Below are 17,624 nucleotides of genomic sequence, written 5' to 3' on the forward strand. Positions count from 1 at the left end.
ACGCCATGGCCGATGGGGGTTCCGACGGTGGCGCGCGCGCCGCCGAGGCGCAGGCTTGGCGGGATACGACGGCGTCTAGCCCGCCCTACGCAGGCGCCGATCCTGCCGATGCCGCGTGCGGGCCGCCACCCCGTGGGGCGGGTTCCGCAACCGGCCATGGAGCCGCGGCCAGCGCATCGTCATGGCTGGCATATGGCGTTCCGGCCGTTATCGGCCGCGTGCGCCAACCCGGCTCGCTGCCGGGCGCGCAGGTGTTCTTGCTGGTGTTCCTGCCGTTCGCGCTGGGCCACTACCTCTCCAGCTTGCTGCGCAATGTGAACGCCGTCCTGGCGCCGCAGCTGATGGCCGAACTGGCGCTCACGCCCGCCCAGCTTGGACTGCTCACCAGCGCCTATTTCTTCTCTTTTGCGCTGGTGCAGCTGCCGGTGGGCGTGGCGCTGGACCGCTACGGCCCGCGCCGCGTGCAGTTCGCCATGCTGTGCCTGGCCGCCGCGGGCGCGCTGGCGTTTGCCGGCAGCCGCGAGCTGAACCAGCTGCTGCTGGCGCGCGCGCTGATGGGCATCGGCCTGGCGGGCTGCTTCATGGCCGCCGTCAAATCCATCTCCACCTGGATCTCGCCGGCCAGGCTGCCGTCGGTGCAAGGCTACCTGATCGCCGCCGGCGGCCTGGGCGCGGCCAGCGCCACCTTGCCGGTGCGGCTGGCGCTGCGCTACATCGACTGGCGCTGGCTGTTCATCGCGCTGGCGGCCGGCTGCGCCATCGTCGCGCTGCTGATTTTCCTGCTGGCGCCGACGCCGCCGGAGACGCCGCGCACTTCCTTCACGCGGCGCATGCTGGCCGAGGTCTGCGCCAATCCCATGTTCCGCGAGACCGCCTGCCTGGTGCTGATGCCGCACGCCGTGTTCTTCGGCATCCAGGGCCTGTGGGTCGCGCGCTGGCTGAACGACGTGGCGCACTTCGACCAGCAGGCCATCGCCTGGCTGCTTTACCTCGGCATGGCGGCTGTCATCTTCGGCGCCATCTCGGTCGGCATGATCACTGAATGGGCCGCGCGCAAAAACATCGCGCCGCTCAGCGTGGCGGCCGCCGGCATCGCCCTCTACATCGCCATCCAGTGCGGCTTCGTGCTGGACTGGGCGCCCAGCTACCAGCTGCTGTCGGTGCTGTTTACGCTGGTGGGCACCATCACCGGAATCGAGTACGCCATCGTCGCGCAGGCCATGCCGCCGGCGCTCACCGGACGCGCCTCCACGTGCCTGAACCTGTTGATATTCCTGGGCGCGTTCGCCGTGCAGGCGGGCTTCGGCGCCATCGTCGGACTGTGGCGGCCGGACGCCTTGCAGCACTATCCGGCCGTGGCTTACCGTACCGCGTTCGGCGTGCTGGTGCTGCTGCAACTGGCCGGGCTGGTACGCTTCCTTGCGCGCCGCCGGGGTCGCTCCGCGCGATCCGGTAAAATGGCGGCTATCAACTCCAAGGAAGATTATGAAACTGGTTCGTTACGGCCGTCCCGGCAAAGAGAAGCCCGGCCTGATTGATGATGAAGGCAAGCTGCGCGACCTGTCCGGCGTGATCGATGACATCGGTCCCGAGCAGCTGTCCGACAAGGCCATCAAGAAGCTGTCCAAGATCGCGCACGCGGACCTGCCGCTGGTGCGCGGCAATCCGCGCATGGGCGTACCGGTGGCGAAAGTGGGCAAGTTCATCGGCATCGGTCTGAACTACTACGATCATGCAGCCGAGATGAATCTGCCGATTCCGAAGGAACCGATCGTGTTCATGAAGGCCACCACCTGCCTGTCCGGCGCGGACGATCCCGTGATGCTGCCGAAGGGTTCCAGGAAGACCGACTGGGAAGTGGAGCTGGGCATCATCATTGGTACGCGCGCGCGCTATGTGAGCGAGGCCGACGCCGAGAAGCACATCGCCGGCTACTGCGTGGTCAACGACCTGTCCGAACGCGAGTACCAGCTGGAGCAGGGCTCGCAGTGGGACAAGGGCAAGGGCTGCGACACCTTCGGTCCGGTCGGTCCATGGCTGGTGACGCGCGACGAGGTCTACCACATCGACAAGCTGGACCTGTACCTGGAACTGAACGGCAAGCGCATGCAGACCGGCAGCACCGAAAACATGATCTTCTCGGTGCGCCAGATCGTCAGCTACCTGTCGCAGTACATGACGCTGGAACCGGGCGACGTGATCGCCACCGGCACGCCGCCCGGCGTGGGCAACGCGCGCAAGCCGAAGCGCTTCCTGAAGAAGGGCGACTTCATGCGCCTCGGTATCGCCGGCCTGGGCGAACAGCAGCAGGACGTCATCGCTTACCAGCAGTATTGACCGCGGCGGGCCAGGCGCTTGCACGGCTGCGCATTTCGCAGGGAGGTTGTGGCGTAGCCCCGAGCGGCCACGTCACGCCAGCGCCCTGGCCAGCGCCTCCTGCAGCCGCCCCACGATCTCCGCCAGCTCCGCCTCGGTGGCGATGAAGGGTGGCGCCAGCAGCACATGGTCGCCGCGCTCGCCGTCGATGGTGCCTCCCATCGGATACACCATCAGCCCGCGCCCCATGGCCGCCTCCTTGACCGCCGCATGCATCCTGGCGGCCGGCGCGAACGGCTCCTTGCTCTCGCGTTCTTGCACCAGCTCCAGCGCCCAGAACAGCCCCCGTCCCCGGATATCGCCCACGTGCGGATGGTTGCCGAAAGCCTCCTTCAGCATGCGCCGGAACGCCGCCCCGCGCACGGTCACCGCGCCCAGCAGGCAGTCGCGCTGGATCACGCGCTGCACCGTCAGCGCCGCCGCCGCAGCCACCGGGTGGCCGATGTACGTGTGCCCGTGCTGGAACACACCGCTGCCTTCGCGGATGCGCTGCACCACGTGTTCGCGGGCCAGCACCGCGCCGATCGGCTGGTAGCCGGCGCCCAGCCCTTTGCCCAGCGCCACCAGGTCCGGCAGCACGTTTTCCTGCTCCACCGCGTACAGCGTGCCGGTGCGGCCCATGCCGCACATCACCTCGTCGGCGATCAGCAGCACGCCGTACTTGTCGCACAGCGCGCGCACGCCCTTGAAGTAGCCGGGCGTGGCGGTAATGGCGCCGCCGGTGGCGCCCACCACCGGTTCGGCGCAGAAGCCGATCACCTTCTCCGGCCCGGCCGCCAGGATCTCCGCTTCCAGTTCCGCCAGCAACGAGGCGGTGTAGTCGTTCAGCGTCTGCTGCGGCAGGCGGTCGCGGTATTCGTAGCAGGCCGACACGCGCCGCACGTCCATCAGCAGCGGCGCGAAATGCTTGCGGCGCGATTCGTTGCCGCCCAGCGCCAGCGCGCCGAGCGTGTTGCCGTGGTAGCTCTGGCGGCGCGCGATGAACACGCTGCGCTGCGCCTGGCCGCTCTCCACGAAGTACTGGCGCGCCAGCTTGAGCGCCGTTTCCATCGCCTCGGAACCGCCTGACACCAGGTAGACGTGATTCAGGTCGCCCGGCGCGTCGAAGGCCAGGCGCGTGGCCAGTTCCTCGGCAACTTCGCTGGTGAAAAAGCCGGTGTGGGCGTAGGCCAGGCGGTCGATCTGCGCATGCATGGCCGCCAGCACGTCCGGGTGGCCGTGGCCCAGCGAGGACACGGCGGCGCCGCCGCTGGCGTCGAGATAGGTATTGCCACGGCTGTCGCGGAGGGTGATGCCTTTGCCGCCGACGGCAATCGGCGGCATCTGGCGCAGGCTGCGGTGAATGATGTGGCTCATGTCGTCCTCCGGTTGATATGGAGAGACGACAATAGATCGCCGCGCAGCCGGAGTTGTTGATTTTTGTCGCTTCCGGTGCGAAAAATTTCCGTCAGGATGCGCGCTTGCGTGCCAGCGCCCCCACCAGGGCCAGGCCGGCCAGCAGCATGCCGTAGGTTTCGGGCTCGGGGATGGCGGGCACGTTCAGCGACATCAGGCTGCCCACCTTGTCCGGGCTGTCGCCCTCGTACATGCCGACCTTCAGGTGCGGCGACGTGAAGTCTTGCGTGCCGCCGGTGAAGGTGAACTCGAACACCATATCGTCCGTCAGCGCCAGGTGCGAGCCGAAGGCGCAGATTTTCATGGGGTTGGCGCCGTTGACGCAGCCGTTGGCGGACAGCTCGTTGTTGTTGATCGTCCAACTGAGGCCACCGGGTGGCGCCGCCGTCAGCGATACGCTGCTGAACGAGCCAACGTCCTTTATGCCGAGCATGCCCAGCGTGGTGGCGGTGGACCAGTCGCCGGTGGGATTGGCGGCGTCGATTTCGAGGCGCAGCACGTTTGCCATGAAGGAAGTCGTGAAGGTGACGCCCTGGAACTCCAGGACGCCCGCGTTGGCGTTGCCCGCCATGCCGAGACAGGCCGCAAGCGCCACGGGCGCTACGATGCGTTTGAGAATTGAAGACATGTGTTGCTCCTTTCTGGAATCGATGTGGGACTGCGCCTTAATAAATATCACGCAGCTAGTGAGCACAATGTCGAAAAACGCAAACACGGCTCACTTAAGCCAAGAGTTGTTTGCTAATATTTCCGCATGACAGAACGCCTCGGCCCCATTCCCTTCGCAGAGCTCTCGCCGCAGCAGCAAGCCGCCGCCCAAGCCATCATCGACGGCCCGCGCGGCGCGCTGTACGGCCCCTTCGTGCCCTTGATACGCAGCCCGGAGCTGATGGAATGCGCGCAGCGCATGGGCGAATACCTGCGCTACCGCAGCGCCATCGGCACGCGCCTGTCGGAATTGGCCATCCTGGTGACGGCGCGGCAGTGGGACCAGCAGGTGGAGTGGGCGATCCACGCGCCGATCGCGCTGCAGGAAGGGATCAGCCCCGCCATGGTGGAGGCGATCGCCGGGCGGCGCCGGCCCGACGCCATGATGGACGACGAGGCGCTGGTGCACGACTTCTGTGTGGAACTGCACAGGAACAAGCGGGTGTGCGACGCCACCTACAGCGCCGCATTGGCGCGCTTCGGCGAGCACGGGGTGGTGGATTTGATGGGGTTGAACGGCTACTACACGTTCCTGGCGATGGTGATGAATGCCGCGCAGTCGGCAGCGCCGCTGTCGGGCGTGGCGCCGCTGCCCTAGCTGCGGGCTTGGCGGCGCGGCATTGGCGGCTTATTGCGGTGCCAGGCCGCGGGTTACCACGTCGGCGACAACTTCGTTGAGGTCTTTGCCGCTGTCTTTGGCCAGCGCTTGCAGCTGCGCCACCAGGTCGCTATTGAGCTTGACGGCGAAGGGCACGAGGCCCAGCGCCTGGTCGCGGCGGCGCTGTTCGCGCTTGTCCACCACCTCGCCGGCGGCGCCGGTGTTGCCGAATCCGGCCGCGCCAGGGGCAACCATCTTGCCCATCAACTTCTTGGCGTCGCTTTTTGCCATGCCGGTTTTCTTCATTTTCTGCTTTCAGTGGTACTGCGGGGGTTAGGCCAGGACCTTCTTCAGCCATGCGCTGATGTGCACAACCTCTTCCTGGCACAGCGAGTGCTGCATGTAGTAGTCGTGCCATTCCACCTGGTAGCCCAGCTTGGCCAGCAGGTCGCGCGAGGCCTCGGCGCGGGCCACCGGGATCACCGGGTCCATACGGCCGTGCACCATGAAGACCGGCACTTGCAGGCTGGCTTCGCTGCGCTCGGCGGCGACCTTGTCGGCCAGCGGCACATAGCCGGACAGGCACATCAGGCCAGCCAGCTTTTCAGGGTGGCGCAAGCCTGCCTGCAGGGTCATGGCGCAGCCTTGCGAGAAGCCGGCCAGGATGATGCGGTGGGCCGGGATGCCGCGCGCTTTTTCGCGCGCGATCAGTGCTTCCACCTGCAGCTGCGAGGCGCGCAGGCCTTTTTCATCTTCCTGGCGGCCCAGGTCGGTGTGGACGATGTCGTACCAGGAGCGCATCACGTAGCCGTTGTTGATGGTCACCGGCATGGTGTTCGCATGCGGAAAGATGAAGCGGATGGCGGGCAGGCCGTCCAGGTCCAGCTCATTTACCATGGGCACGAAGTCGTTGCCGTCGGCGCCCAGGCCATGCATCCAGATGATGGACACGGTCGGGTTCGTGCCCGATTCGATTTCGATGTTTTCCAGCAGTGCGGTCATTGCAAATCCTCAGGCAGGCTTGATTGCCGATTTGGGGCGGAATGCCTTGCATACCGCCGGATTGGTTTCCATGTAGGGGCCGCCGATCAGGTCCACGCAGTAAGGCACGGCCGCGAAGATGCCGCCCACCAGCTGCTTGCCGTCGGCGTCCTTCAAGCCTTCCAGGGTTTCCTTGATGGCTTTCGGCTGGCCGGGCAGGTTCATCACCAGCGCGGCGTGGCCATCGATCTCGCGGATCACGGCGGTCTGGCGCGACAGGATGGCGGTTGGCACGAACTGCAGGCTGATCTGGCGCATCTGCTCGCCGAAGCCGGGCATTTCCTTGGTGCCGATGGCCAGCGTGGCCTCCGGCGTCACGTCGCGCCGCGCAGGGCCGGTGCCGCCGGTGGTCAGCACCAGGTGGCAGCGGGCGGTGTCGACCAGTTCCACCAGCGTCGCTTCGATCTGCGCGCGCTCGTCGGGAATCAAGCGGGTTTCGACGCGGAAGGGCGTCGTCAGCGCGCACGCCAGCCATTCCTGCAGCGCGGGCAGGCCCTGGTCTTCATAGACGCCGCCGCTGGCGCGGTCGGACACCGACACCAGGCCGATCACCAGCACCGGCGCTGCCACGTCACTCGTCATCTTCTTCGCTGTCCTCATCCTCGGCGTCGGCATCGTCGGCCTTGGCTTTGCGGTGCTTGGCGTCGACCTGCTTCAGGATCTGGAAGATCTCGCGGTAAGCCTTGGGCGGCTTGTTCTCGGCCTGCTCCTTGCGGGCGTTGCGGATCAGGGTGCGCAGGTGCTGCACGTCCAGTTCCGGGTTCTCCGACAGCAGCGTGGTGAGCGCGTTGTCGTCGGCCAGCAGCTTGTCGCGGCGGCGTTCCAGCGCGTGCATGGCGGCCGTGTCGGCCTTGGACGCGCCTTTCCAGCCCTCGATGGTGCGCTGGATGACGGCCACTTCTTCCTCGTCCAGGGTGCGCATCTTCTTGCCCACGAACTGCATCGCGCGGCGGCGGCCTTCGTGATTAGTGATAGTTTGGCAAGTCAGGATGGCCTCTTTCACGTCCTCCGGCATGGGGACGCGCTTGACGCGGTCGCGCGGGGCTTCCACCAGCTCGGCGCCGAGCGCCTGCAGGGCGTCGGACTGGCGCTTGAGTTCGGTTTTAGATGGGCGCTCGTATTCTTGTTCGAACTCGGAAGATTGGAAGCCGACGGCGCCCCGGTTTGCATTTGGCATGATAACTGTGAGGCAGGGCATGAACCCGGCCTGTAAAAACTGTAAACGACTGCTATGATAACTGTTTTAACGGTCACCCGAAGAAAACACCACATGAGCGACTCCGCATTTAGCCACAGCCAGGATCAATTGAAGCAGCTTGCACGCGACGTTTTGGCGTACGCGCGCGAGAAGGGCGGCACCGATGCCGCCGTCGAGATCAGCGAGGGCAGCGGCTTGTCCGTCTCTGTGCGCAAGGCGAAAATCGAAACCATCGAGCAAAACCGCGACAAGGGCCTGGGCGTGACCGTGTTCATCGGCCAGAAGCGCGGCAACGCCAGCACCTCGGACTTTTCGCCGGCCTCGCTGCGCGCCACCGTGGACGCGGCTTACAACATCGCCAATTTCACCGCCGACGACGACTGCGCCGGCCTGGCCGACGAGGACATGCTGGAGAAGAACCCGCGCGACCTGCAGCTGTACTACCCGTGGCTGATCTCCACCGAAGAGGCGGTGGCGCTGGCGCAGCGCGCCGAAGCGGCCGCCTTCGAGGTGGACCCGCGCATCACCAACAGCGAAGGCGCCGGCGTGCACGTGCAGCAGTCGCACTTCGTGTCGGCCAACTCGCGCGGCTTCATCGGCGGCTACCCGTACTCGCGCCACACCCTGTCGGTGGCGCCGATCGCCGGCAAGGGCGCCAAGATGCAGCGCGACGACTGGTACAGCTCGGTGCGCGACGCCGCCAGGATGGCCGCGCCCGAAGCCATCGGCCGCTACGCCGCCGAGCGCGCGCTGGCGCGCCTGAACGCGCGCAAGCTCGACACCCGCACTTGCCCGGTGCTGTTCGAAGCGCCGCTGGCGGCCGGCCTGCTGGGCGCCTTCGTCCAGGCCACCTCGGGCGGCGCGCTGTACCGCAAGTCCACCTTCCTGCTCGACAGCCTGGGCCGGTCGGCCTTCCCGTCGCATATCCAGATCAAGGAAGACCCGCACGTGATCGGCGCGGTCGGCTCGGCCCCGTTCGACGAGGAAGGCGTGCGCACCCAGCGCCGCGACGTGGTCAAGGACGGCGTGGTGCAGGGCTACTTCCTGTCGACCTACTCGGCGCGCAAGCTGGGCATGCAAACCACCGGCAACGCGGGCGGCTCGCACAACCTGTCGATGACGTCCTCGCTGACGAAGAAAAACGACGATTTCGTGGCCATGCTGAAGAAGATGGGCACCGGCCTGCTGGTGACCGAACTGATGGGCCAGGGCACCAACTACGTGACCGGCGACTACTCGCGCGGCGCGTCCGGCTACTGGGTGGAAAACGGCGTGATCCAGTACCCGGTGGAGGAGATCACCATCGCCGGCAACATGAAAGAGATGTTCCAGCAAATAGTCGGTATCGGCTCGGACGTACTGGTGCGCGGCACCAAGCAGACCGGTTCCATCCTGATCGAAAAAATGGTTGTTGCAGGAAGCTAATTTCCCGTTGCAAGCTTGCCCACGTTTCCATACACTGTCCCCGGCATATTAAAAAAACCTAGGAGACAATGTATGGAACGCCGTTCATTCATGACCAAGGCCGCTGTCGGCGCCACCGCAGGCATCATCGCCGCCCCGGCCCTGGCGCAGTCGCTGCCCACCATCAACTGGCGCCTGGCGTCCAGCTTCCCCAAATCGCTGGACACCATCTTCGGCGCCGCCGACACCTTCACCAAGCGCGTCTCCCAGCTCACCGGCGGCAAGTTCAACATCCGCTCGTTCGCCGGCGGCGAAATCGTGCCCGGCCTGCAGGTGATGGACGCGGTGCAAGCCGGCACCGTCGAGTGCGGCCACAGTGCCTCCTACTACTACTTCGGCAAGGACGCCACCTTCGCCTTCGACTGCGCGGTGCCGTTCGGCCTGACCTCGCGCCAGCACACCGCCTGGTACGACCAGGGCGGCGGCCGCGAGCTGACCCGCGAATTCTTCAAGGGCTACGGCATCATCAACTTCCTGGGAGGTAACTCCGGCACCCAGATGGGCGGCTGGTTCCGCAAGGAAGTCAAATCCGTGGCCGACCTGAAAGGCACCAAGATGCGCGTGGGCGGCTTCGCCGGCAAGGTGCTCGAGCGCCTGGGCCTGGTGCCGCAGCAGCTGGCCGGCGGCGACATCTACCCGGCGCTGGAAAAAGGCACCATCGACGCGGCCGAATGGGTCGGCCCGTACGACGACGAAAAGCTCGGCTTCCACAAGGTGGCGCCGTTCTACTACGCGCCGGGCTGGTGGGAGGCGGGCGCCTCGTTCTCGTTCTACGTCAACATCAAGGAATGGGAAAAGCTGCCCAAGGAATACCAGGCCGCGATCGAGTGCGCCTCGTACGAAGCGCACGTGGTGATGCAGGCCGAATACGACTTCCGCAACCCGACCGCGCTGGCGAAACTGCTGAAGGGCGGCGTCAAGCTGCGCAACTTCCCGAAAGACATGATGGACGCCTGCTACAAGGCCGCCAACGACGTCATGAACGAAGAGGCGGCACGCAACGCCAAGTTCGCCAAGATCTACGAGCCATGGAAAAAGTTCCGCCAGGACCAGAACCAGTGGGCCTCGGTGGCCGAAGCGACAATGCAGAACTTCCTCATCAGCGCCGGCCGCGGCAAGTAACTTAATTCCGCACATTTTGCTTATCGGCAAAGAGTGCTCTGGGGCTGGCCACAGGTGATCAGGCGGGCGACGTCGGGGTTGTCGAGGTAGCGCACGTGGGCGTCGACGGGATTTTCGAAGGCGCCGAACCAGGTGCGGGCGTTGGATACCAGCACGTTGTGCACCGCCACGCCCGGGCGTTCGTACTTTTCCTTGAGCAGCGTGTAGGACAGCAGATCGTTCGGGTCGGTGAAGGCCAGCAGCGTCAGGCCGGCGATGGCGGCCGGTGCTTCCGATGCCGCCGGTGCCGGGGCGCCGGCGCTGCGCGGGCGGCGCCGCTCCAGCACGCGCTGCAGGCTGTCCTGCGGCAGCGCGCGGCGGCCCACTTCCAGCGGCAGCCCCTGGTCGGCCAGGCCCAGGATGGGAATCTGGTTGGCCGCCATCACCAGGTAGGCCAGGCGGTCCAGCGTTTGCTGGGCGGCTTCCGCTGCTCTTGTCGCCCCGGGTGCGGCGCCGCGTTCGTCCAGCATGCTGCTCAGCGTGTCGAACAGGATCTTGCTGCCCAGGCTTTCCGCGATCACCACCAGCGGCGCATCCGGCGCCGCGCCTGCCGTGGCGCGCAGCACCGCGTCGCGCATGCGCTGCTGGATCTGGCCGCGCGCTTCGCCCTGGTAGATCAGCGCATCGGGCAGGCAGTCGTCCATCAGCCGGTCCTTCACCCGGGCGTTGACGCCGGCGCGCTGCGGCGCGTAGGGCGGGCTGCCCTGGCAGACGGGGGATTTGTCGGTCTGGTCGTAGCACAGCTGCTGCTTGAGGGGCGTGGTCAGCGGCGACCAGATCAGCGACTGGAAGCGGACCGCGCCGTCGCCGGCGGGCACGGTGGCGGGGATGATCTCGATCTGCCCCGGCGCGGCCCTGGACAGCGCCGGGGCGGCCGGCGGCAGGTGGGCGGCCAGCGCGCTGCCGAGCTGCCGCACGGTCTCCTTGGCCCAGCTGGCGTCGTGCGTGCACATGCCGTGCACCAGCAGCACGTCGACCCGGTGGCCGGGCGTGTGTTCGACAAAATGGGCCAGGCCCGGAAAGGTGGTGCCCGCTTCCATGAACTGCGCGGGGCGGTAGGGCATGCTGCAGGCGGACAGGCACAGCAGGGACAACAGCATCGGTTTTTTCATGGCGTTCTCCAAGCAAGGCGCTGGAGACCATGATCTGCGCAGGCGCACGCCGCCGCAAGCATAAACTCGCGGCGGGCTTGTGCTACATCAGAATTTCATTTCCAGCAGCGCGCGCACCACGGCGGTGGTGGGGGTGAGGGTGCCGTCGCGCAGGGTGCCGGTAGGTTCGACGAAGGTCGATTCGCTGTAGTTGTCCTGGTGCAGGGCGTTGGCCACGGCCACGCGCAGCTGGGTCTTCGGGGTGAATTTCCACAAGCCGTACAGGTCCAGCGAACGCTTCGGTATCGAGTACGCGTACTGTTTCTCCGAGATGCGCACCGGGCCGCCGCTCTGGAAGCTGAAGCTGCCGCCCAGCGTGAGCGGCAAGCTGTCCAGTTTCCAGTCCGCGCCGACCGTGCCGCTGACCGGGGTCTGCTGGTCCAGGCGGTTGTTCGGGCCGGGCACGGAGTCCAGGTCGGACCAGTTGCGCGACAGGTTGGCGCGCATTTCGATGGCCGGCGCTGTCGGGTACATGGAGCGCAGCGGCAGCTTGGCTTCCAGTTCGATGCCGCGCGTGTTGGCGGTGCCGGCGTTCATGGGGCGCGACACGTACAGGCCGTCGACCAGCGCCACCTGCTGGCGCGTGATGTCCTTGATGCGGCGCACGAAGGTGCTGGCCGTCATCAGGCCGCCGCCCGGCAGGTAATGCTCGAACGCCAGGTCCAGGCCCCACGCCAGTTCCGGTTTCAGCAGCGGGTTGCCGGTCTGGTCCGGGCTGGTGGCGGTGTTGTTGTTGGCGGCGAAGCGGCGCGGGATCAGGCTGTTGACGCCAGGCGCCTTGTAGGTGCGCGAAATGCCCAGGCGGACCTGGTCGGCCTTGCTGCCGGGGATTTTCCACAAGGTCTGGAACAGCGGGCTCCACACGCTGGACTTGTTGCTCACCGGCGCATAGTCGTTGCCTTCGCTGGTGGTCTCGATGCCTTCCCAGCGCAGGCCGAAGTACACCGACCAGCGGTCCGTGATGGTCCATTCGTCCTGCGCGTACAGGGCCAGGCGCTGCACCTCGGCGTTGTAGACCTGGTCCAGGTCGGACACCGGCGCGCCGATCGGGCTGCTTTCGCGCTGGATGCGGTCTTCGTCGCGCTTGCTGTAGCCGGCGTCCCAGCCGGTGGCCAGCGCGTGGCCTTCGAACAGCGGCGTGGAGTATTTGCCGGTGGTGGTGAAGCCCTTGTCGGTGGAGTCGGACGTGACCAGGCGGTCCACCGCCAGCACGTTGTTGGCGAAGTACTGCAGCGTGGGCGCTTCGGTGGAGCGCTTGTTGTAATTGGCGCCGCCTTTCACTTCCAGCTTGGCGCCGGCGGCCAGCTTGCGGGTCCAGGTCAGGTCGGTGCGCAGCAGGGCGACGTCGGAATCGATGTTCACGCTGGTGGCGCTGTAGCGCGGCAGCTTGCCTTGCAGTGTATTCACGCGCTCGTCGGTGTCGCCGCGGAAGCGGTTCACGTTGACGAAGCTTTGCGAGGTGACGATGTCGTTCGGGCCGAGGTTGACGTTCACGCGCGGCGACAGGTTCAGCGCCTGGAAGGTGCCCTGGCTGGTCTGCTCGGTGCGGCGCAGCAGGTGCTGTTCGCCTGCCGGGGTGTAGCCGGTGGTGACGATTTCCGCCGGGCGGTTGAACTTGCCGTAGGTGACGCCGCCGCCCACCGCGTAGGAAATGGCGCCCTTGCGGTCGGAGAGCTGGAAGTTGGTGTTGGTGCCGAGCTTGCCGTTGTCGTCCTGCAGGCCCACTTTGACTTCGCGCTGGGCCGTGACGATGGCTTTCTTCAGCACGATGTTGATGCCGCCGGCGATGGCCTGGGTGCTAAATTCGGCGGTGGCCGCGCGCATCACTTCGATGCGCTCGATCATGTCCGGCGACAGCGAGTCCAGCGAGAAGCCGGGCGGCGCCGGTTCGCCGTTCAGCATGATCTGGGTGTAGCCGCTGCCCAGGCCGCGCATGCGGATGTCGCCGCCGCGCCCCTGCACGCCGCCCACGGTGATGCCCGGCAGGCGCTTGAGCACCTCGCCGATGGTGGTGTCGCCGTTCTTCAGGATTTCTTCCTGCGTCACCACGATCTTGGTGGCGGTGTCGTTGCGGCGCGCGTCATAGGTCTCGGCCGCGCCCTTGATCTCCACCTTTTGAATCGGCTGCTTGGCGGGCTGGACCGGTTCGTCGGCCGCGTAGGCCTGGGCGCTGCTGATGAGAACGGGAACTGCGGCCAGCAGGCGCAGCAAGGTGGGGGACGGGCGGAGCCGTTGGGTCATGGTGGTTGCCGATTGGGTAATGTTTGCACAAGAAAAAGCCCGCTCAGAGGCGGGCTTTGTCCACTTTGCCGTTATGGTAATAGGAACGTTGCCTACTTTCAATTGGCTATTTTGGTGCATTGGCAGCGGCTTGGCTGTCTATCCGGCTCGATACGCGGCAGATGGGCGCAAATGCCGAATATTGCCGACAATCACCGCAAATCGCGGCAAATCGGCGTCGGCCGGCGGGGCGCCGGCCGGCAAAATATTTTCTCAAGCGTTGGCGCGCAGCGACATCAGCACCGGTTGCAAAATGGCCGCGCCCAGGCGGGCGCTGCGGGCGCCATCCCAGCCGGTCACTGGATCGGGGTCGTTGGCGTTGTCCTTGAACGGCATTTCCAGCGTCAGCGACAGGCAGCCGAAGGCGTGCGAAATGTGCGGCGAACCCATGGTCAGGGTTTCCGGCGTCAGCGGGCTTTCACCGTAGCCGAACGCGTCCTGGAAGTCCGGGCTGGCGATCTTGAAGGCTTGCACGAAGTCCTGCTGGCGCTGGGCGTCGGCCTTGCTCCAGGTTTCCAGCGCTTCGCTGCCGGCGGTGAAGACATAGGGCAGGCCTTCGTCGCCGTGGATGTCCAGGAACAGGTCGCAGCCCGTTTGCTTCATCTTGTTCAGCACCAGGAACACTTCCGGGCTGCGCTCCATGGTCGGGTTCAGCCATTCGCGGTTCAGATTGGCGCCGGCCGCGTTGGTGCGCAGGTTGCCGCGCACCGAGCCGTCCGGGTTCATGTTCGGCACCACGTAGAACACCGCTTCCTGCAGCAGCTGGCGGCCGAAGGGATTGGCCACGTCCAGCAGGGCGTCGACCATGCCTTCCACGAACCATTCCGCCATGGTCTCGCCCGGGTGCTGGCGCGCAATGACCCACACCTTCGGCTTGCCTTCTTCCGGCTCGCCGATCACCATCAGGTTCATGTCGTGGCCGTCCAGGGTGCTGCCCAGGTCTTCCACGCGCACGTAGTCGTTCAGCTGGGCGTTGTCCAGCAGGGCCAGGTGGCGCTCCCACGAGTAGGGCTCGAAGTAGGCGTAGTAGACGCTGTCGTATTCCGGCGTGTGCTCGATGACCATGGTCTGGCCGTCGTACGAGGTGGGCACGCGGAACCAGGTTTCGCGGTCGTAGCTGGCGGCGGCCTGGTAGTCTTTCCAGCCGTCCGGATAGGCGGCCTGGCCGGCGTTCAGGAAGTTCATGGTCAGCGGGGTCGCCTTGGCGCCCTGCACGCGGAAGTAGAACCACTGGATGATGTCGGCAGCGGAATCTTTGCGAATGTTCAGGTCGATCGCGGAAGGGTCGTCCGCGCGCAGAACGTCGATGGCGCCAGCATCGAATTGGTGGCTGATTTTGATAGGCATTGCGTCTGTCCTGATGGGTAAAAGTATCGGGTGTGCGACATGATACTAGTTTTATGGACAAGCTTGGGATTGCAAGCTTGTTAATTCGGTCATACACTAGGCCGGGATTCCTCATGAAAACAACACCGGAGACAGAACCTATGCAGCGTCGTTCCTTCCTGAAAAACGCCACCCTGGGCGCTGGCGCCGGCGCGCTGGCCGTGGCCCCGGCGCTGGCCCAGGCGCAGCCCGCCGTCACGTGGCGGCTGGCGTCGAGCTTTCCCAAGACCCTGGACACCATCTACGGCTCGGCCGACCACTTCTGCAAGCGCGTGGCCGAGCTGACCGGCGGCAAATTCACCATCCGCCAGCACGCCGCCGGCGAGATCGTGCCGGGCTTGCAGGTGATGGACGCGGTACAGGCGGGCACGGTGGAGATGGGCCACACGCCGTCCTACTACTACTTCGGCAAGGATCCGGCGTTCTGCTTCGACTGCGCGGTGCCGTTCGGCCTGACCGCGCGCCAGCAGACCGCGTGGTACGACCAGGGCGGCGGACGCGAGCTGATGCGCGAGTTCTACAAGGGCTACGGCATCATCAATTTCATGGCCGGCAATACCGGCACGCAGATGGGCGGCTGGTACCGCAAGGAAGTGAAAACGGTGGCCGACATGAAGGGCCTGAAGATCCGCATCGCCGGCTTCGCCGGCCGCGTGATGGAGCGCATGGGCGCGGTGCCGCAGCAGATTCCGGCCAGCGACGTCTACGGCGCGCTGGAAAAGGGCACCATCGACGCGGCCGAGTGGGTCGGCCCGTACGACGATGAAAAGCTGGGCCTGCAGCGCGTGGCGCCGCACTATTACGCGCCGGGCTGGTGGGAGGCCGGGCCGCAACTGTCGTTTTATGTCAACATCAAAGAGTGGGAAAAGCTGCCCAAGGAATACCAGGCGGCGGTGGAATGCGCCAGCTACGAGTGCCACGTGACCATGCAGGCCGAGTACGACACCAGGAACCCGGCCGCGCTGGCGCGCCTGCTGAAGAACGGCGCCAGGCTGCACACCTTCTCGAAAGAGATCATGGACGCGTCATACAAGCTGTCGACCGCCGTGATGGAAGAGGAAGCGGCCAGGAACGCCAAGTTCAAGAAGATCTACGAGCCGTGGAAGAAGTTCCGCCAGGACCAGAACCAGTGGGCCTCGGTGGCCGAAGCCACCATGCAGAATTACCTGATCAACGCCGGCCGCCGGTAGCGGCGCGGCAGGGCGCTTCGCCATGACCGGGGGATACTTCGTCGGCATCGCCGTGCTGCTGGTGCTTGTCGTTGGACCGGCGGCACTGGGCCTGGCCGGATGGTTCAAGACCCGCCGCGCTCCGCCGGCCCCGCAACCCGGCGGCAGCGTGCGATGGCGCTGGACGCTGATGTCGGCGTTGCTGTATGTCTTCGCTTTCAATCTGACCTTCTTCATCCAGGAGCTGTTCCTGGTGCTGCCCAAGGCCCTTACGCCGGGTTTGCGCCCGACCCTGTTCCACAACAACCACCGCTGGGAGGGCGAGAACCCGCTGGCAAGCCTGTTCCAGGGGACAGGCGCGCTGGCGACCTTGCTGGCGGGTGGTTTTTGCGCATGGCTGTTGTGGCGAGGCAGCGGCAAATCGGCCGCCGCGCGCCTGTTGCTATTCTGGATGGCGTACAGCGGGATCTTCATGGCGTTGCCGCAGGTGGCCATCGGCGCGCTCAGCACCCAGAGCGATGTGGGGATGGCGATGGCGTACCTGGGGACCACGCAGGCCGCCAAGCTGACGGCGGCGTTGCTTGCGCTTGGCGCCATCCCCCTGTTCGCCGGCTGGCTGCGGCAGCGCTTGCTCGACCAGGTTGGCGGCGTGGACCGTATCCCCGGTCCCACGGGCAGCAAGCTGCTGCTGTTCGAGCTGGCCGCGCTGCCGGCGGTGCTGGCGCTGCCCGCGATTTTCCTGTTTCGCATTCCCAGGGACTGGACGGAAGTGGTCCTGGTGCCGGTGGTGGTGACCATCGCCGGCGTATTCTGGATGCAGGCCGGAGCCTGGCGCCCCGGCGCGGGCAGCGTCAAAGGTGCCGGCGGCGCGGCGGCGGCGTCGGTTGCCTGGCCGCTTTGCGCGGTTGCGGCGCTGTTGCTGGTCTTCCAGCTGTTGTTGAGACCGGGTGTGCGCTTCTACTGACGGCGCCCAGGCTGCCTGCCGGTGCTTACGCCGCCGCGGGCAGCGGCAGGTCGAGCTGGTGCCATGCGGCCATGGCGCCGGCCAGTTCCAGGCTGCCATGGCCGCCCTGGCGCAGCAGGCCGCGCATGCTGTCGGCCAGCACCTCGGGCGTTTCTCCCTGGCCCAGCTTGAATTGCCCCTGTAGCGTGCGGACCCGGGCGCGAAAGGGCACGATGTACTGGCTCAGCACCTCGTAGCGCGGGCTTTCCGCCAGCCGCCACGGGCACGCCTCGCCCGCGTCCATCTGGTCGACCAGGGCCTGCAAGGCCGCGCGCGTGGCGTCCGGGCCGCTGCCGAACTCCAGGTCGACGTCGAACTGCGCCATCTCGTAGTTCCAGGTGGGTGCGTTGCGCCGGTCGCGCAGCCAGGCGGACGAGATGTAGCCTTGGGCGCCGGTGAACACCAGCAGCGCCCGGCCCGACTGGCGCAGGCTGGCCAGCTGCGGATTGTGCGTGGACAGGTGGCCGATGAACTCCAGCCCGCCGCCTTCGGTGCGCTGCAGCACCAGCGGCAGCGGGGTGGCCTGCGAGCCGGCATCGCCATGGCTGACCAGCAGGGCCAGCGGGTGGCGCTTGACGAGGTCTTCGATCGGCTGCAGCTCGGCTGGGCGGAAAATACTGGTGTGATACATTGCGCGTCTCCGGTGGGTTGGTGCGGCCATTGTGCGGCGCGCGCCGGGGCGGCGAAAGGCACG

Annotated in this window: 17 protein-coding genes; 7 read left to right on the top strand and 10 right to left on the bottom strand. The window is 66.2% G+C overall.

The window, feature by feature from the left end:
- Positions 1-5: 5 nt before the first annotated feature.
- Positions 6-1,538, top strand: coding sequence for an MFS transporter (locus ASD15_RS02005; RefSeq protein ID WP_082551487.1), 1,533 nt, complete (start codon positions 6-8; stop codon positions 1,536-1,538).
- Complete coding sequence (locus tag ASD15_RS02010; protein WP_057153067.1) at positions 1,486-2,337, top strand: fumarylacetoacetate hydrolase family protein; 852 nt, start codon at positions 1,486-1,488, stop codon at positions 2,335-2,337. The genes ASD15_RS02005 and ASD15_RS02010 overlap by 53 nt, the downstream gene beginning before the upstream one ends.
- 72 nt (positions 2,338-2,409) lie before the next feature.
- Here ASD15_RS02010 and ASD15_RS02015 read toward each other — a convergent pair whose 3' ends face one another.
- Together ASD15_RS02015 and ASD15_RS02020 are read right to left on the bottom strand one after the other, a co-directional pair.
- Positions 2,410-3,732, bottom strand: coding sequence for an aspartate aminotransferase family protein (locus ASD15_RS02015; protein WP_057153068.1), 1,323 nt, complete (start codon positions 3,730-3,732; stop codon positions 2,410-2,412).
- 91 nt (positions 3,733-3,823) lie between these two features.
- Positions 3,824-4,399, bottom strand: coding sequence for a PEP-CTERM sorting domain-containing protein (locus ASD15_RS02020; RefSeq protein WP_082551488.1), 576 nt, complete (start codon positions 4,397-4,399; stop codon positions 3,824-3,826).
- A 126-nt stretch (positions 4,400-4,525) separates the two neighbouring features.
- On the opposite strand from ASD15_RS02020, the gene ASD15_RS02025 reads away from it, so the two are divergent.
- On the top strand, positions 4,526-5,077 hold the full coding sequence (locus tag ASD15_RS02025) for a carboxymuconolactone decarboxylase family protein (RefSeq protein WP_057153070.1): 552 nt from the start codon (positions 4,526-4,528) through the stop codon (positions 5,075-5,077).
- A gap of 30 nt (positions 5,078-5,107) precedes the next feature.
- Here ASD15_RS02025 and ASD15_RS02030 read toward each other — a convergent pair whose 3' ends face one another.
- Genes ASD15_RS02030 through yjgA form a run of 4 tightly spaced genes read right to left on the bottom strand, consistent with a single transcriptional unit; the run spans position 5,108 to position 7,295 of the window.
- Entirely contained in the window at positions 5,108-5,383 is a 276-nt protein-coding gene (locus tag ASD15_RS02030) for a hypothetical protein (protein ID WP_057153071.1), read from the bottom strand.
- A gap of 27 nt (positions 5,384-5,410) precedes the next feature.
- Entirely contained in the window at positions 5,411-6,079 is a 669-nt protein-coding gene (locus tag ASD15_RS02035; RefSeq protein ID WP_057153072.1) for an alpha/beta hydrolase, read from the bottom strand.
- A gap of 9 nt (positions 6,080-6,088) precedes the next feature.
- Positions 6,089-6,700, bottom strand: coding sequence for a molybdopterin adenylyltransferase (mog, locus tag ASD15_RS02040; protein ID WP_057153073.1), 612 nt, complete (start codon positions 6,698-6,700; stop codon positions 6,089-6,091).
- Positions 6,690-7,295 carry a ribosome biogenesis factor YjgA gene (gene yjgA, locus ASD15_RS02045; protein WP_057153074.1) on the bottom strand — a complete coding sequence of 202 codons (606 nt, stop codon included), beginning with the start codon at positions 7,293-7,295 and terminating at the stop codon, positions 6,690-6,692. The genes mog and yjgA overlap by 11 nt, the downstream gene beginning before the upstream one ends.
- Before the next feature lie 93 nt (positions 7,296-7,388).
- Between yjgA and pmbA the strand changes: the two genes are divergently transcribed.
- Together pmbA and ASD15_RS02055 are read left to right on the top strand one after the other, a co-directional pair.
- Positions 7,389-8,741, top strand: coding sequence for a metalloprotease PmbA (gene pmbA / locus ASD15_RS02050; RefSeq protein ID WP_057153075.1), 1,353 nt, complete (start codon positions 7,389-7,391; stop codon positions 8,739-8,741).
- A 72-nt stretch (positions 8,742-8,813) separates the two neighbouring features.
- A complete protein-coding gene (locus ASD15_RS02055; protein WP_057153076.1) occupies positions 8,814-9,902 on the top strand; it encodes a TRAP transporter substrate-binding protein in 1,089 nt (362 codons plus the stop codon).
- 20 nt (positions 9,903-9,922) lie between these two features.
- On the opposite strand, the gene ASD15_RS02060 is transcribed toward ASD15_RS02055, so the two are convergent.
- The 3 genes from ASD15_RS02060 to ASD15_RS02070 form a co-directional block, all read right to left on the bottom strand.
- On the bottom strand, positions 9,923-11,053 hold the full coding sequence (locus ASD15_RS02060; protein ID WP_057153077.1) for a hypothetical protein: 1,131 nt from the start codon (positions 11,051-11,053) through the stop codon (positions 9,923-9,925).
- Between the two features lie 87 nt (positions 11,054-11,140).
- Positions 11,141-13,333 carry a TonB-dependent siderophore receptor gene (locus ASD15_RS02065; RefSeq protein ID WP_162249873.1) on the bottom strand — a complete coding sequence of 731 codons (2,193 nt, stop codon included), beginning with the start codon at positions 13,331-13,333 and terminating at the stop codon, positions 11,141-11,143.
- A gap of 252 nt (positions 13,334-13,585) precedes the next feature.
- A complete protein-coding gene (locus ASD15_RS02070; protein ID WP_057153079.1) occupies positions 13,586-14,719 on the bottom strand; it encodes a M14-type cytosolic carboxypeptidase in 1,134 nt (377 codons plus the stop codon).
- Positions 14,720-14,859: 140 nt separating this feature from the next.
- Between ASD15_RS02070 and ASD15_RS02075 the strand changes: the two genes are divergently transcribed.
- Together ASD15_RS02075 and ASD15_RS02080 are read left to right on the top strand one after the other, a co-directional pair.
- Positions 14,860-15,948 carry a TRAP transporter substrate-binding protein gene (locus tag ASD15_RS02075; RefSeq protein ID WP_057153080.1) on the top strand — a complete coding sequence of 363 codons (1,089 nt, stop codon included), beginning with the start codon at positions 14,860-14,862 and terminating at the stop codon, positions 15,946-15,948.
- A 22-nt stretch (positions 15,949-15,970) separates the two neighbouring features.
- The gene (locus tag ASD15_RS02080) at positions 15,971-16,891 is read left to right on the top strand and encodes a hypothetical protein (RefSeq protein ID WP_057153081.1); all 921 of its coding nucleotides are present in this window, start codon (positions 15,971-15,973) and stop codon (positions 16,889-16,891) included.
- Between the two features lie 25 nt (positions 16,892-16,916).
- Here ASD15_RS02080 and ASD15_RS02085 read toward each other — a convergent pair whose 3' ends face one another.
- On the bottom strand, positions 16,917-17,561 hold the full coding sequence (locus tag ASD15_RS02085) for an FMN-binding negative transcriptional regulator (protein WP_057153082.1): 645 nt from the start codon (positions 17,559-17,561) through the stop codon (positions 16,917-16,919).
- Positions 17,562-17,624 lie beyond the last annotated feature (63 nt).

Source organism: Massilia sp. Root351 (assembly GCF_001425045.1).
Lineage (GTDB): Bacteria > Pseudomonadota > Gammaproteobacteria > Burkholderiales > Burkholderiaceae_D > Rugamonas.